Consider the following 14,358-nt stretch of genomic DNA (forward strand, 5'->3'; position numbering starts at 1 on the left):
GCCAGTTTGATGCCTCAACATCAAGAATACAGGACTCACAACCCTTGTTACCCTGAACAAGAAAACTCTCGCGAACCATTATACGCTCCACAAAATATGCACGGGGAAATGCTGCGCTAATCATGGTTAAAAAATGGTTAATTTACGTTAATATTCCCTTAATCCACACCTTTGTGGAGGGGAAGGCAAAGACTGTCCTGGAGCGGACAGGCTCAATCACCGGCGACAAAGAAATGCCAGGTTCCGTCAGGGCCAATGCCCACGCGGTAGAAGATATAGGCGCCAAACTGCTTCATATCCTCATAATCGCCGTAGGTCACAACCTTGAACAGGTCCACCCGCTGCGGCGGTGTAAGGTCATCAAGTGGCACTGAGAAGAAATAAGGCCACACATACATTTCCTGCGGCTGGCCGGGGTCGAGATGAACATATCCGATCTCAAGAATTTCGATCAGGATTGCCAGCAGTTCATGGCCCTCCGGATCGCCGGAGCTTTCCTTGAGAAAATCTATCGGATCGGTATAGCCGCCAAAAGACAGGGTAGGTGGCACCTCATTGGCTTCGAGAACCGGGCGGAGCTTTTCTATGTCACCACTGCGTGCTGCTTCCAGAATAGCGTCTCGTGTGGACCTGACAGGTTCCGGCAGGCGGCTAAGATCTGTCTGAACCTGGGGTGTTGAAATGACATTTTCAGATGGACCTGTACCGGTGTCCGGAGCCGTATTCTTGGGGACGACCTGATCAACTGTGCCTGTTGGCTTGAGCGGCGTCGGATTGGCATCCTGGCTTTCACCATCTGCAGGGACAACCCGGATTGTCTCAGTGGTAACCTTCTTGGCCACTGCACCAGTCGGCTGAAGCCCTGCAATCACACAGGCCGTGGCGACACAGAACATTAACCGTGCGACACTATATTTCCTGAAATGGTTTGGTTGCACAGTGATTCCTCCCGAGGCTTTGCCTCTTATAGCCGCTAAGCCAGGGCCAGAAAACGAACCTGTGGGTCGATAAGGACAAAATGATTGCCCTCAGCCCGTTCATCATCGGAATTCCCATAGGCATTGTCATGACCGCTCCTGTTGGGCCGGTCAATATCATGTGCCTTCAAAAAGTTTTACGACATGGTTTTGTCACAGGTGTGATTGTCGCAACCGGTGCCGTGATTGCCGATCTGGTCTATGCACTGATGGCGGTTCTCGGTGTAACGGCCATCATTCATTCCATTGAGCACTATGCCACTTTCCTGGAATGGGGTGGGGGCCTGCTACTGCTTGTCTATGGCATCCATACCTGGCGAAAGGTCCCGCACTTTTCTAGGGAACGTGATGAGGGGACAGCCAAACCGATTACCTGCCTGATGACGTCCTTCATGCTGACGGTGACCAATCCCGGCACCATCTTTGGCTTCCTGGCAATTTTCGGCAGTCTTGGAGATATGATTCCAGAACAGGGAGACTGGAACGGAATTGTGCTGCTGCTGGCAGGTGTTGTGACCGGCGCTTTTGGCTGGTGGTTTATTCTGATCTCGGTGACGAACCGGGTACGTACGCGACTGGACGAGACCTGGTTGCGTCGGATCAGTCGCCTGGGCAGTGCTCTGATTTTGAGTTTTGCCGCCGTTCTGCTCGGCCGCGCAATTGCAGCCAGCGCCAAAGCACTGGCCATGCTGTAACATAAAGTGGACAGGCTTCAGCCTGAAAATCAGTGGATTATTGCAAAGTCCGGTCGACGGTATATTCACCGTTGCGGATTTTCTCCGGCAGGGACTGAGTCATCTTCGCGACGGCTTCCTCACCATAGACATTGATGAGCCGGGCGAGGGCAAGAAACAGGGACGCCTGACAGAGAACATCAAACTCGATGCCTTCGCTCAGGCCTTCCGACCAGGCATCTCCAATCAGCTCGCAGGCAAGCTGTTTCTGCTGCGCGAGTTCTTCAATCTCGCTGTACTCTTCAATATGCTCTGACATCCTGCGCGCTTTCTGTTCTGTACAGGGGCATGATGACACCCTGACACAGTCACCTTAGCACGCCGAAAAGACACGCCGCGTCTATTTTGTGAAGAAATGGTTAATATCGCTGTGCAGATTTGAATGAAATGCGGTAAGTCTTTGATTTAAAATACTTATCTTCCATATCGGTTGTTGATATCCTTTGCCAGTTCCTGACCGGTCAGGAGCTCGCGTTGATAGGATTGCTCGGCATTATTTGTGCAGCTCTGATAAGCCTCCGAATAACCGCGATAGCCCTGGTTGAATGAGGCGGTCAGCCGTTTCTTGCGCAGCTCATTGGGTTGTTCTGCCTGAAGCAGTGAGGACATACGCTGTCGCCAGAGCTGATTGTCATCCGGTTTGCAGAGGGTCGAGAGGAAGTGCAGCCTTCCCAGAACAACCGCCAGATTACTGAGCTTCTGATCATATGGTGCTGCCTGGTCGAGGCTCTGCGCGGAAGCCTCTCCGGTCATCCAGAGAGACGCAGATGTGAGCAGGCCGACGCCGAGCAGTCTTGCAATTTTCATCAGAACTCTATCCCGGTCCCGGTCTGCGCGTCAGATGTCCAGATCTTCGGCAAATTCCGCGTTTTCCTGAATGAACTCAAACCGGGCTTCCGGCTTGTTGCCCATCAAACGTTCGACAGTCAGCTTGGTCTGCTGCTCTTCCTCATCCCCGACATCCACCCGCAGAAGGGTTCTGTTTTTCGGGTCCATCGTTGTTTCCTTGAGCTGGGCAGGCAGCATTTCGCCAAGGCCCTTGAAGCGGCCGATGTCGATTTTGCCACGACCCTTGAACTCCGCCTCAAGCAGCTCGTCCTTGTGCAGGTCATCCCGTGCATAGAGCGTTTTTCCGCCCTGGCTGATCCGGTAAAGTGGCGGAACAGCGAGGAACAGGTGGCCGTTGTCAACAAGCTCCGGCATCTCCCGGTAGAAGAAGGTAATCAGCAGCGAAGCAATATGGGCACCGTCAACGTCAGCATCCGTCATGATGATGACCTTTTCATAGCGGAGGTCGTCATCTCGATACTGACTGCGCGTTCCGCAACCAAGCGCCTGGATCAGGTCGGCAAGCTGCTGGTTGGCTGCAAGCTTTTCCCGCCCGGCATTGGCGACATTGAGGATCTTGCCGCGGAGGGGAAGGATGGCCTGATTGGCCCGGTTGCGGGCCTGTTTGGCAGAACCGCCAGCGGAATCACCCTCAACGATGAAGATTTCAGAGCCTTGGGCGGCTGTCTGTGAGCAATCGGCGAGCTTGCCCGGCAGGCGCAGCTTGCGCACAGCCGTCTTGCGGTTGACTTCTTTTTCCTTGCGGCGACGCAGGCGTTCTTCCGCCCGTTCAATCACCCAGTCCAGAAGCTTGTTGGCCTGTTGAGGGGAGGCGGCCAGCCAGTGATCAAATGCGTCCCGCAGGGCGTTCTCAACAATGCGGGTCGCTTCCGTTGTGGCCAGCTTGTCCTTTGTCTGCCCGACGAACTCCGGCTCGCGGATGAACACAGACAGCATGGCGCCTGCGGACGTCATCACGTCATCGCCTGTAATCACCGAGGCTTTCTTGTTGCCGGTAATATCCGCATAGGTTTTCAGCCCGCGCAGGAGCGCCATCCGAAGGCCGGATTCATGGGTGCCGCCTTCAGGGGTCGGGACCGTATTACAATAGGAATGCACAAAGCCATCACCGCCAAACCAGGAGACGGCCCATTCAACAGAACCATGACCACCCTGGCGTTCCGTCTTGCCGGAAAAGACCGTGTCGGTGACAAAGTTCTGCTTGCCGAGTGATGAGCTCAGATAGTCCTTCAGGCCGCCAGGGAAGTGGAACACGGCCTTTTCCTGAGCTTCCGATTTTTCATCGAGAAGGGCCGGGTCACAGGACCAGCGAATTTCGACGCCGCCAAAGAGATAGGCTTTTGAACGGGCCATCTTGAACAGGCGGTCAGGACGGAAGCGGGCGGATTTGCCAAAAATTTCAGGATCCGGATGGAAGCGAACTCTGGTGCCGCGCCGATTATGGACATCGCCAAGGGATTCGAGTCCGCCTTGCGCAATGCCCCGAGAAAAGCTCTGCCGGTAGAGCTTGCGACCACGGGCCACTTCAACGACGAGATCATCGGAGAGGGCGTTGACCACCGATACACCGACACCGTGGAGCCCGCCAGAAGTCTCGTAGACCTTTGAATCGAACTTGCCGCCAGCGTGCAGGGTGGTCATGATCACTTCAAGAGCCGACCTGTCCTTGAATTTGGGATGCGGGTCGACCGGAATGCCGCGACCATTATCCGTAACGGTCAGATAGCCGTCTGCATCCAGAGCAACTTCAATCCAGGACGCATGACCTGCAACGGCCTCGTCCATGGAATTGTCGATAACTTCGGCAAACAGATGATGCAGCGCCTTTTCATCGGTGCCGCCAATATACATGCCCGGTCTGCGGCGAACCGGCTCCAGCCCTTCCAGCACCTCGATTGCGGATGCGTCATAATCTTCACCTGCAACGGCCGCCGGGATTGCGTCTGACTTGCGCGGGGACGGTTTCTTTGACTGAGCGGGTGCTGGGGGCGGGGCTTCTGCAGTCTTCACGGGCTGGCCGTCTTCCTTGGCGTTCAAGGCCTGCGGTTTGGTCTTGCGTCCGGTTTTTGCCTGCGATGCCTTCAGCGCTGAAACGCTGGCCTCAAGTTCCGCAAAGAGGTCGTTATCGTTACTCATTCTGTCTTTCCGCCAAATCCGCCCGCATATATGGTGTCGCATCTATAGCGACGACAGGGCCGAATCAATCACGCATCTGACACAAGAATACACGAACCGGGAAGATTGTCGTTCCGTCTATGTTCCGTCCGGTCTGGACATGTCTGAGCAGACCTCGGAATGGTCAGAAAAGAGGCGTGGCCATCCGTCCGGCTGTATGGTCGGTCGCCATCTTGCCGATATATGATTCAGGCAAGGGAAACCCTGAGTTTTTTGAACTGTTTTAAGTTTGGCATATTTGGTCTTTATTCACGCTCATTTTATGCTACGGATTACGGACTGGTCGCAATACGACCAAACTTGCTTATTCCATGTCGAAACGATAACAGCTTTGGGTTTACGGCCCGCGTATATCTGCTGCGGGTTTCGATTTATAACGTGCGACCGAAGTTTGGGAGCTTAGACGAATGAAGGTTTTGGTACCTTGTAAGCGGGTTGTTGACTACAACGTCAAAATTCGCGTGAAAAGTGACGGTTCAGGTGTGGATCTTGCCAATGTCAAGATGGCCATGAATCCGTTTGACGAAATTGCGGTTGAAGCTGCTCTTCGTCTGAAAGAAGCCGGCAAGGCTTCTGAGGTTGTCGTCGTGTCAATCGGCCCGGCTCAGTCTCAGGAAACGCTGCGGACCGGACTGGCTATGGGTGCCGACCGCGCTATTCTTATTCAGTCCGACGACGCTGTTGAGCCTCTTGGTGTGGCCAAGGCTCTGAAAGCCGTTGTTGATGAAGAACAGCCAGGCCTCGTAATCCTCGGCAAGCAGGCAATTGACGATGATGCCAACCAGACAGGCCAGATGCTTTCTGCACTGCTCGGATGGTCCATCGGCACATTCGCTTCCGAGATCGAGCTGGACGGCGACAAGCTGACAGTCACCCGTGAAGTTGATGCCGGCCTGCAGACCGTTGAACTGAAGACACCGTCAATCCTGACTGCTGATCTTCGTCTGAACGAGCCACGCTACGCGTCTCTGCCAAACATCATGAAAGCCAAGAAAAAGCCGCTTGATACCAAAGCGATTGCTGATCTCGGCGTTGATGTTGCCCCGCGTCTGACGGTTCTCAACACCGAAGAACCACCGGCACGTGCTGCTGGTGTGAAGGTCGGATCTGTTTCTGAACTGGTCTCCAAGCTTCGTGATGAAGCTGGCGTCATCTGATCGGGAAGGAGTGAACGATAATGACAACGCTTTTGTTTGCGGATCATGATAATTCCGCTCTTTCCGATGGCACTGCCAAAGCTCTGACCGCTGCTGTTGAACTGGGCTCTGACGTCCATGTTCTGGTTGCCGGTAAAGACTGTGGTGCTGCTGCAGAAGAAGCTTCCAAGCTGTCCGGTGTTGCCAAGGTTCTGGTTGCTGATGCTGCTGAACTGGAAGCACGTCTGGCCGAGCCGACTGCTGCTCTGATCGTTGGCCTCGCTGGCTCTTATGATGCCATCGTTGCTCCTGCGACCACAGACGGCAAAAACGTTCTGCCGCGCGTTGCTGCTATTCTGGATGTCATGCAGATCTCGGAAATCACCGCTGTGAAATCCGCTGATACGTTTGAGCGTCCGATCTATGCAGGTAACGCCATCCAGACAGTTCAGTCCGGTGATGCGAAAAAAGTCATCACGGTCCGGACCGCGTCTTTCGCAGCTGCTGAAGCTGGCGGTTCTGCACCGGTTGAATCCATTGCTGCTGCTGATAACCCGGGTCTGTCCTCTTTTGTTGAGAACAAACTTTCTGAAAGCGAGCGTCCGGAACTGACCTCTGCAAAGATCATCATCTCCGGTGGTCGCGCGCTGGGCTCTGAAGAGAAGTTCCAGGAAGTCATTCTGCCGGTTGCTGACAAGCTTGGTGCCGCTGTTGGTGCGTCCCGTGCTGCTGTTGATGCCGGTTACGCACCAAACGATTGGCAGGTTGGTCAGACCGGTAAGGTGGTTGCACCTGACCTCTATATCGCTTGCGGTATCTCAGGCGCTATCCAGCACCTGGCCGGTATGAAAGATTCCAAGATCATCGTTGCCATCAACAAGGACGACGAAGCTCCGATCTTCCAGGTTGCTGATTACGGTCTCGTTGCAGACCTGTTTGACGCGCTGCCTGAAATGGAAAAAGAACTCGGCTAACCAGCCGTTCCAGTTCTTTCACATCTTTGAAAAAGCCCGGCCTTGGTGGTCGGGCTTTTTTATTACCCGAGAGAATTTCCCTCTCAACGAGGCTGCGGTTGCTCACAAATCACAGGGTGTGAATAAAAATATTCTGTCGGATCGAGGCAATGCAGGACGGTCATAAATCAGGCTGTTTTCCGTCGGATATTCTGTCTGGGCAGCCCCTTAAAAACGTCGTTAAGAGTCGTAAATGGTACATTTGATGTGCCATTCAGGATGTTTTTTGAGGTATTGATCGGTTAAGAATAAGTTACCTCGGTGGAAGCAGCGAGGTATCAGTCAATGGGCACAGCGACAGTCACAAACATGACTGTATATTGACATAATATTTTCATAATTATAGCTGTGTGCATTCTGCGTATGCCCATGAGCGCAGAACCCCCGGAGTGATTTGGGGACAAGTTAAATCTGGGAACGCTCGCGGAGGAAACTATGAGCATTAAACCACCCTTTACCGATCTGGAGATCAAGAAGGCGCCTGGCGGCTTCTACGAAGGCTACAGCCTGCCGATCGCCCTGATCAGTAAAATCAGCATGGCCCTTCTGGTCATTTGGGCGCTGGTCTGGCCTGCAAACGCAAACAGCGTACTTGGCAGCCTGAACTGGCGTATTCTGGGAGACTTCAACGCGTTTTATATCGTGATTGTTGGCTTCTTCTTCTTCCTGGCCGTTGTCGCCATTCTGCCTCAGACCGGCAAGAAGGTGATGGGTCGCCCGGGTGAAGGAAAAGAATTCTCTGACTTTTCCTGGTTCTCAATGATGTTCGGCGCCGGCCTTGGCGTTGGTCTCATGGTTTTCGCGACCGCTGAACCGCTTAGCCTCTGGGGTTCCAACCCTGAGGTTGTTTCCGGTGCTGTTGCTGGCAAAACAGAAGCTGCTGTTGAGTCCGCATATCGCTACACATACCTGCACTATGGCTTCCATGCCTGGGCAATCTATGTGGTGACCGGCCTGTCTCTGGCATACTACGCTTACACACGCGGAATGCCGCTTACCATTCGTTCTGCTCTGACACCGCTCTTCGGTAAGCACGTCAATGGCCCGCTCGGCCATCTGGTTGACGTTCTCGGTGTTGTTGCAACGATCCTTGGTGTGTCCGTGACCATCGGTTTCGGTGTCGCCCAGTTCATCGACGGTGTCTATGCCATCACCGGCATGGAATGGATGATGGATACAAGTGGTGATGCGCCTAAGCCAGGCACTGTTGGCCTGATTGCTGGCCTTGTTGTCATCATGGGCCTGTCGATCATCTCAGCTGTTTCCGGTGTTGGCCGTGGTGTTAAATACCTCTCCAACCTGAACCTGGTTCTGTCGCTGATCCTGCTGCTGACCTTCGTTGTTTTCGGCTCCTTCCTGTTTGCCATGACAACCTATGCAACAGCGATGATTGACTACATCATCCACTTCATCTCGCTGAGCTTTGGTGCATACAATCCTCAGTCAGAAGCTGCATTCATTGCTGGCCTTCCTGCGGAAGCCAAGCCGTTTGCATCTGCTCTGAAAGAGGGTGCAACCAATGCATGGGGTTCTTATGATGCATTCAAGTCCGGTCTGACCGGTGAAGCAGCAGCCCTGTCTGAAGAAACCCTTCAGGCTGCATATGCTGCTGGTAACGAAGGCCGTCAGTTCGGCTGGCAGGCTGGCTGGACCACCTTCTACTGGGCTTGGTGGATCGCGTTCTCCCCGTTCGTTGGTCTCTTCCTCGCACGCATCTCGCGTGGTCGTACGGTCCGTGAATTCATCATCGGCTGTGTGATTGCTCCGGCTCTGGTCTGCTTTGCCTGGATGACCATCCTCGGCGGTACTGCAATTGATCTGGAACTGAACGGTGGTGCTGCTGGTGTCATCTCTGGTGCATCCAACACGGCGAAACTGTTCGTAACCCTGCAGCAGATGCTGTCTGGCGGTCTTCTGTCCGCTCTGACTGTCATGTGTGTGGTTCTGATCATGACCTTCCTGGTAACCTCAGCTGACTCCGGCATCCTGGTGATGAACACCATCATGTCCGGTGGTGAGCAGGAAACAGGCATCAAGCACCGCATCATCTGGGGTCTGATCCTGACTGCTGTTATCGGCACGCTTATCATCGCCGGTAAAACAGGCGGTGGTGCAGATCCGCTGGAAGCTCTGAAGAGCGCCATGATTATCGGTGCACTGCCATTCACCATGGTGATGGGTCTGATGTGTATCGCTCTTGGTAAGGCACTGTTCCGTGACAACCTGCGTGCAAAAGCAGGCGACACGCCAGTGGGCCAGGAAAGCGCTGCTGAATAAGCAACCGCTTGGTAACACGACGAAATAAAGAAGCCCCGCTCTTGCGAGCGGGGCTTTTTCTATGGGAATTCATTAAGCACCAAACCTCTAGCCTGAGTTTGTAGCGGTACTTTAGAGCGTGTTACGCCAAAGTGGGGACCGGTTTGGCGATAAACAACCCGTGTTATCAAAGGCATAGAGCATGCGCATGAATCCTGTTCATCGCAAAATGCTCTAAGAGTTCGTTTTTGCGCGAGTTTTTATCTGAAAAGTCGATCAACTTTTCTGAAACACGCTGTAAGAACAATCAAGATGCTTCGAGAATGAGAATCTCGGCAATCCCGGCATTCTCCCGATGGGCTTTCGCAGCCTGATATTCGTCTGAGTGATAACAGGCGAGGGCGGTCTCCATGTCCTCAAACTCAATGACGACGTTCCGTGGCCTGCCACCTGATCCTTCAAGATGTTCCACACGACCGCCGCGCGCCAGAACCCTGGCATTGTACTTCTCGAACGCTTTTGATGCTCCATCAGCATAGAGCTTGTAAGGCTCTGGATCGGTTACTGTCACATGTGCGATCCAGTAGGCTTTCTTTGGCATATTCCTTATCCTCTTTGGTTGGACCCTAAGAGGAATGATCAACCGACGCTGCACGAAACACAAACAAAAACGGCGGGGCATTGCTGCTCCGCCGTTTTCTTACTTCATGGTGTCGGGTTTAACCGATAATGCCACCGTCATCGCGGTTGATTGCAATGACACAGGATTTCGGCGCACGGCTGCCACCATCCGGGAAGTGGCTGTCGCCTTTTTCGCCTGGATGCTGAATGCCGACAAACAGGGTCTTCCGGTCCGGGCTCCAGGTGATGCCTGTCACTTCACATTCTTTCGGGCCAACCAGGAAACGTCGGATCTCACCGCTTGCGGGATCTCCAACCAGCATCTGGTTGTTGCCCATGCCAGCGAAATCGCCCTCATTGGAATATTTGCCGTCAGTCTGGATCCAGATCAGGCCGTTATTGTCGATGGCGAGACCATCCGGCGAGTTGAACATATTGTCCACATTGATGTTCTCTGACCCGGCATAGTCATCCTGATGAACGCTTGGATTCCCTGCAAGAACGAACAGATCCCAGGTAAAGTCTTTGCCCGTATGATCGCCATCTTTCGGTTTCCAGCGGACTATTTGGCCGTAATTGTTGCCTTCGCGCGGGTTCGGGCCACCAGCAGGGGTCTCGTCACCGCCTGCATTTGGTTTCTTGCCGCGGTTCTTGTTGTTTGTCAGGCAGCAATAGACTTCATTGCGCAGAGGATTAGCCGAGACCCACTCCGGGCGATCCATGGTGGTTGCGCCAACTTTGGAACCGGCCACACGGGCATAGATGCATACTTCAGCCTGAGTGGCGAAATCGGTTGTCTCCGGGTTCAGCTCCAGCCATTCACCAGTTCCATCCTCATTGAACCTGGCAACGTGCAGGGTGCCATCTTCGAGAAGGTCTGAATTGTCGCCACCTTCTGCATATTTGCCTGAAGAAACGAATTTGTAGAGGAATTCGCCGCGCTCATCATCGCCCATATAGACAACAATGTGACCGCTTCCATCCACAACAACTTCGGCATTTTCATGCTTGAAACGACCGAGGCCGGTCCGTTTCTTTGGCGTGCTTGTCGGATCAAGAGGATCGATCTCAACCACATAACCGGCGCGATGACACTCGTTCGGGTGTTTTGAGATATCGAAACGCTCGTCTGTCTTCGCCCAGGCATAGCCCCAGTCTTCGTTGCTGATGCCGTAACGGGTCATTTCTGCAGATGGCTTGTGTTCCGGATCACTGGAAGAGAAGTAACCGTTGAAGTTCTCCTCACAGGCCAGATAGGTGCCCCATGGCGTCCGGCCGTTGCCGCAGTTGTTCCAGGTACCGAGTGAACTCGTGCCGGAGTTGTCTGCTGTGGTTTTCATCAGATCATGTCCGGCCGCCGGTCCTGTGAGGATCATGGGAGTGTCCGGTGTGATACGGCGATTGTAGCGGGAATCTCTGACGATTGACCACTGGCCATCCTGTTCGGCGATCTCGCACACTGTAACACCATGTGCAGCCTTGCCCTTGCGGACGTCATCATCTGTTTCGGGCAAACCGGTTTCACGATTGCCATAAATGATCGGGCGATTGGTGTATTCGTTGTTCACAGCAAGGATCGTGCGATCACCATCAGCAAAAACGGCCATGCCGTCATTATTGTCACCAAAAGCGCGTTCCTGGCTGGCGCCTGTGCCACGTGTTTCTTCATCAAATGGAACACTGTCTGACCAGAGGCCGTCACCCCATTTGGCAACAATCTGCCATCGATAACCGTTCGGTACTGTAACGGTATCCAGTGTGTTGGCGGCTACAGCGTCAAAGCCCAGCCTGCTGGCAGCGCGTGCGCTTGTGGGTGTCAGGGCCGTGCTGCCCATGACAAAGGCCGTCGCGCCAAAAGCAATGGCGCCGGACAGAAAACCGCGACGAGACATGCGGGCGTCCACAACGGCATCAAAATCTGTTTCTTCCGCGCGTGGGAAGCGTTGATCATCAAAATCGTCAAAAGACAATTCATGGGTATCACGATGTGTCATAACCAGGCCTCTGTTTATTTTAAGTTGTACGAAAAGTTCTCCCAATTCCATTCCTAGTCTTAGAAACGGATTGTATCAGCTCTGTGACAACCTGGAAGTGTTCAAAAAATATACGATCCTTGCATGGCAGGTCTCTGCACAACCGGTCTTGAGCCAAGCGCGATTACAAATTTGATGAAGCCGAGAGAGGGGAAGGGATCAGCGTGGTGCCCGCATGACCTTGTAGAACGCGTCAAAAAGATCATCCATCTCTTTGACTTTGACAAACAGCAGACGTCTTTCGTCATTGGCGGGGCGTTTTTTAACCTCTCCATTGACAAGCAAGGTCAGGGCCTGGGCTGCTTCGCTGTTTTTGTTGTTCCGCTTCATAAGGCCGGATACATCGGTCATCAGGTTCTTGATATCCCGTGCGGCCCAATAGTCGACCGTGTCATTGTCGATATGAACGTCCTCATAGGCGGCAGAAATCTTGTTGACGATCCCGGCACCAATACGGGTTCTGATGTAATCTGCAAGAACCGTAGACAGGGCATTTACCCAGTCCTGATCTGCATGCGGCCACTGGCCCGGGCAGACTGCGGAGTAAATATCGGACACGAAATAGTGGACCAGTTTCAGGAAGATTCCTTCCGCGTCACTTGGACAGTCCGGGATAGCCACACGACCATCCGGAAGTGGCATATCACCGGCCTGAGCCAGAGTAGCCGCCGAGCAGGTCCGGAAACTGTTCTCATAAATGGGCGAAAAAATACCATCCGCTTTCAGGAAGGCCTTGGCAAAATCATGAATTTCTGAATGGCTGAGGGAGCCCGTACGTGCCCTGGCTTCGCGCTCAAGAGCGTCGAAGATAACTTCCGCAATCCGCCTGCCGATCATCGCACAATGATGCTGGCCCGGCTTGCTGAAATCTGGTTCCGCCTGTTCGCTCATATCCCTGAGCCCTTAATTCCATTCAGGTTAAATGAGATTAGCCGGAAAACGTTAATAATCTGCACACAAGGTAATTTGTTAAGATTGGCCTAATGAATGCGTCAAATATGTTGCGATGGACTGTGTCTAAATAACGCGCACTCTCGTCAAGGTAGAAAAAAGGCGCCGGTTAAAGGCGCCTTCTTCCAATAGTACTGTGTCTAGAATTTTAGACGGAGTAGTACATGTCGTATTCGACCGGATGCGGGGTCATTTCGTATCGGATGTTTTCTTCCATCTTCAGCTCGACATAGGCATCGATCTGATCATCATCGAACACACCACCGGCTTTCAGGAAGTCACGATCTTCGCTGACAGCTTCCAGAGCCTCACGCAGCGAGCCACAAACTGTCGGGATTTCCTTCAGTTCTTCTGCTGGCAGGTCGTAGAGGTTCTTGTCCATGGCATCGCCAGGGTGAATCTTGTTCTTGATGCCGTCGAGGCCAGCCATCAGCATGGCAGAGAAACAGAGATACGGGTTTGCGGTCGGATCCGGGAAGCGGATTTCGATGCGCTTTGCTTTCGGCGAGCTGGTGAACGGGATACGGCAGGATGCGGAGCGGTTGCTTGCAGAGTAAGCCAGCAGAACCGGAGCTTCATAACCTGGGACCAGACGCTTGTAAGAGTTGGTAGACGGGTTGGTGAATGCGTTCAGTGCTTTGGCGTGCTTCAGAATGCCGCCGATGTAGTAGAGGCAGTCTTCTGACAGGTCGGCATACTGGTTGCCAGCAAAGGCCGGGTTGCCGTCTTTCCAGACAGACTGGTGAACGTGCATGCCAGAGCCGTTGTCACCGAAGACCGGCTTCGGCATGAAGGTTGCCGTTTTGCCGTAAGCATTGGCGACCTGATGAATGACGTACTTGTAGATCTGTGTCTGGTCAGCCATGCGGGTGAGGGTGTTGAAGATGATGGCCAGCTCGTGCTGAGCTGCAGCAACTTCGTGGTGATGCTTGTCGATGCCAACACCCATGTCGCCCATGACGCTGAGCATTTCGCCACGGATGTCCTGAGCGGAGTCAACTGGCGGGACCGGGAAGTAACCACCCTTCATGCGAGGACGGTGGCCGAGGTTGCCGGATTCATAAGCAGCACTCGTGTTGATTGGCAGCTCATCCTGGTTGACCATAAAGCCCGTGTCATACGGCTCGGTGGAGAAGCGAACATCATCAAACAGGAAGAATTCCGGCTCCGGGCCGAAATAGGCTGTGTCACCAATGCCGGTTGACTTCAGATAGGCTTCAGCTTTCTTTGCGGTCATGCGCGGGTCACGGCTGTAGCCTTCACCAGTGCTTGGCTCAAGAATGTCGCAGAAGATAGCCATGGTGGACTGTGCGAAGAACGGATCCATGTGGGCTGTTTCCGGATCCAGCATCAGCAGCATGTCGGACTCGTTGATGGCTTTCCAGCCAGCAATGGAAGAGCCGTCAAACAGAACGCCATCAGCAAACATATCTTCATTGACGGAGTTGGTGTGCATGGTCACATGCTGCATCTTGCCGCGCGGGTCGGTAAAGCGCAGGTCAAGATATTTGATGTCGTTGTCCTTGAGCTGCTTCAGCACGTCATTTGCTGTGGTCATCTCTGATGTCCTTTTAAGACTTGTTACGTTGAAACAAACAGATCGGCAGGGCTTG

At 53.5% G+C, this 14,358-nt stretch carries 12 protein-coding genes; 4 read left to right on the forward strand and 8 right to left on the reverse strand.

Annotated elements, in window-relative coordinates; translation table 11 throughout:
* Positions 1–212 precede the first annotated feature (212 nt).
* Complete coding sequence (locus tag RA157_RS14740; RefSeq protein ID WP_350333889.1) at positions 213–896, reverse strand: hypothetical protein; 684 nt, start codon at positions 894–896, stop codon at positions 213–215.
* Between the two features lie 122 nt (positions 897–1,018).
* Between RA157_RS14740 and RA157_RS14745 the strand changes: the two genes are divergently transcribed.
* Positions 1,019–1,672, forward strand: a complete 654-nt coding sequence (locus RA157_RS14745) for a LysE family translocator (protein WP_350333890.1) — start codon at positions 1,019–1,021, stop codon at positions 1,670–1,672.
* 37 nt (positions 1,673–1,709) lie between these two features.
* Here the strand turns inward: RA157_RS14745 and RA157_RS14750 are convergent, their stop codons facing one another.
* The 3 genes from RA157_RS14750 to parE all read right to left on the reverse strand — a co-directional run bounded on the left by RA157_RS14750 (position 1,710) and on the right by parE (position 4,738).
* A complete protein-coding gene (locus RA157_RS14750; RefSeq protein WP_350333891.1) occupies positions 1,710–1,970 on the reverse strand; it encodes a hypothetical protein in 261 nt (86 codons plus the stop codon).
* A gap of 155 nt (positions 1,971–2,125) precedes the next feature.
* On the reverse strand, positions 2,126–2,518 hold the full coding sequence (locus tag RA157_RS14755; RefSeq protein WP_350333892.1) for a TIGR02301 family protein: 393 nt from the start codon (positions 2,516–2,518) through the stop codon (positions 2,126–2,128).
* 30 nt (positions 2,519–2,548) lie between these two features.
* Entirely contained in the window at positions 2,549–4,738 is a 2,190-nt protein-coding gene (gene parE / locus RA157_RS14760; RefSeq protein ID WP_434058448.1) for a DNA topoisomerase IV subunit B, read from the reverse strand.
* 404 nt (positions 4,739–5,142) lie between these two features.
* On the opposite strand from parE, the gene RA157_RS14765 reads away from it, so the two are divergent.
* The 3 genes from RA157_RS14765 to RA157_RS14775 all read left to right on the forward strand — a co-directional run bounded on the left by RA157_RS14765 (position 5,143) and on the right by RA157_RS14775 (position 9,161).
* Complete coding sequence (locus RA157_RS14765) at positions 5,143–5,892, forward strand: electron transfer flavoprotein subunit beta/FixA family protein (protein ID WP_350333893.1); 750 nt, start codon at positions 5,143–5,145, stop codon at positions 5,890–5,892.
* Between the two features lie 20 nt (positions 5,893–5,912).
* A complete protein-coding gene (locus RA157_RS14770; RefSeq protein ID WP_350333894.1) occupies positions 5,913–6,845 on the forward strand; it encodes an electron transfer flavoprotein subunit alpha/FixB family protein in 933 nt (310 codons plus the stop codon).
* 474 nt (positions 6,846–7,319) lie between these two features.
* The gene (locus RA157_RS14775; RefSeq protein WP_350333895.1) at positions 7,320–9,161 is read left to right on the forward strand and encodes a BCCT family transporter; all 1,842 of its coding nucleotides are present in this window, start codon (positions 7,320–7,322) and stop codon (positions 9,159–9,161) included.
* A 286-nt stretch (positions 9,162–9,447) separates the two neighbouring features.
* On the opposite strand, the gene RA157_RS14780 is transcribed toward RA157_RS14775, so the two are convergent.
* The 4 genes from RA157_RS14780 to glnA all read right to left on the reverse strand — a co-directional run bounded on the left by RA157_RS14780 (position 9,448) and on the right by glnA (position 14,303).
* Positions 9,448–9,741: a DUF1330 domain-containing protein gene (locus RA157_RS14780; protein WP_350333896.1), complete on the reverse strand. Its 294-nt coding sequence runs from the start codon at positions 9,739–9,741 to the stop codon at positions 9,448–9,450.
* Between the two features lie 118 nt (positions 9,742–9,859).
* Positions 9,860–11,755: a PhoX family protein gene (locus RA157_RS14785; RefSeq protein ID WP_350333897.1), complete on the reverse strand. Its 1,896-nt coding sequence runs from the start codon at positions 11,753–11,755 to the stop codon at positions 9,860–9,862.
* Positions 11,756–11,953: 198 nt separating this feature from the next.
* Complete coding sequence (locus tag RA157_RS14790; protein WP_350333898.1) at positions 11,954–12,685, reverse strand: hypothetical protein; 732 nt, start codon at positions 12,683–12,685, stop codon at positions 11,954–11,956.
* 208 nt (positions 12,686–12,893) lie between these two features.
* Complete coding sequence (gene glnA / locus RA157_RS14795; protein WP_350333899.1) at positions 12,894–14,303, reverse strand: type I glutamate--ammonia ligase; 1,410 nt, start codon at positions 14,301–14,303, stop codon at positions 12,894–12,896.
* Between the last annotated feature and the right edge of the window lie 55 nt (positions 14,304–14,358).

The organism is Coralliovum pocilloporae, from assembly GCF_030845175.1.
Classification (GTDB): domain Bacteria; phylum Pseudomonadota; class Alphaproteobacteria; order Rhizobiales; family Cohaesibacteraceae; genus Coralliovum; species Coralliovum pocilloporae.

Coding starts and splice junctions, on each gene's coding strand:
- RA157_RS14740 (WP_350333889.1), bottom strand. CDS start 896: ATGTTCTGTGTCGCCACGGCCTGTGTGATTGCAGGGCTTCAGCCGACT.
- RA157_RS14775 (WP_350333895.1), top strand. CDS start 7,320: ATGAGCATTAAACCACCCTTTACCGATCTGGAGATCAAGAAGGCGCCT.
- RA157_RS14785 (WP_350333897.1), bottom strand. CDS start 11,755: ATGACACATCGTGATACCCATGAATTGTCTTTTGACGATTTTGATGAT.
- RA157_RS14750 (WP_350333891.1), bottom strand. CDS start 1,970: ATGTCAGAGCATATTGAAGAGTACAGCGAGATTGAAGAACTCGCGCAG.
- RA157_RS14770 (WP_350333894.1), top strand. CDS start 5,913: ATGACAACGCTTTTGTTTGCGGATCATGATAATTCCGCTCTTTCCGAT.
- RA157_RS14780 (WP_350333896.1), bottom strand. CDS start 9,741: ATGCCAAAGAAAGCCTACTGGATCGCACATGTGACAGTAACCGATCCA.
- RA157_RS14745 (WP_350333890.1), top strand. CDS start 1,019: ATGATTGCCCTCAGCCCGTTCATCATCGGAATTCCCATAGGCATTGTC.
- RA157_RS14790 (WP_350333898.1), bottom strand. CDS start 12,685: ATGAGCGAACAGGCGGAACCAGATTTCAGCAAGCCGGGCCAGCATCAT.
- RA157_RS14765 (WP_350333893.1), top strand. CDS start 5,143: ATGAAGGTTTTGGTACCTTGTAAGCGGGTTGTTGACTACAACGTCAAA.
- RA157_RS14755 (WP_350333892.1), bottom strand. CDS start 2,518: ATGAAAATTGCAAGACTGCTCGGCGTCGGCCTGCTCACATCTGCGTCT.
- glnA (WP_350333899.1), bottom strand. CDS start 14,303: ATGACCACAGCAAATGACGTGCTGAAGCAGCTCAAGGACAACGACATC.
- parE (WP_434058448.1), bottom strand. CDS start 4,738: ATGCGACACCATATATGCGGGCGGATTTGGCGGAAAGACAGAATGAGT.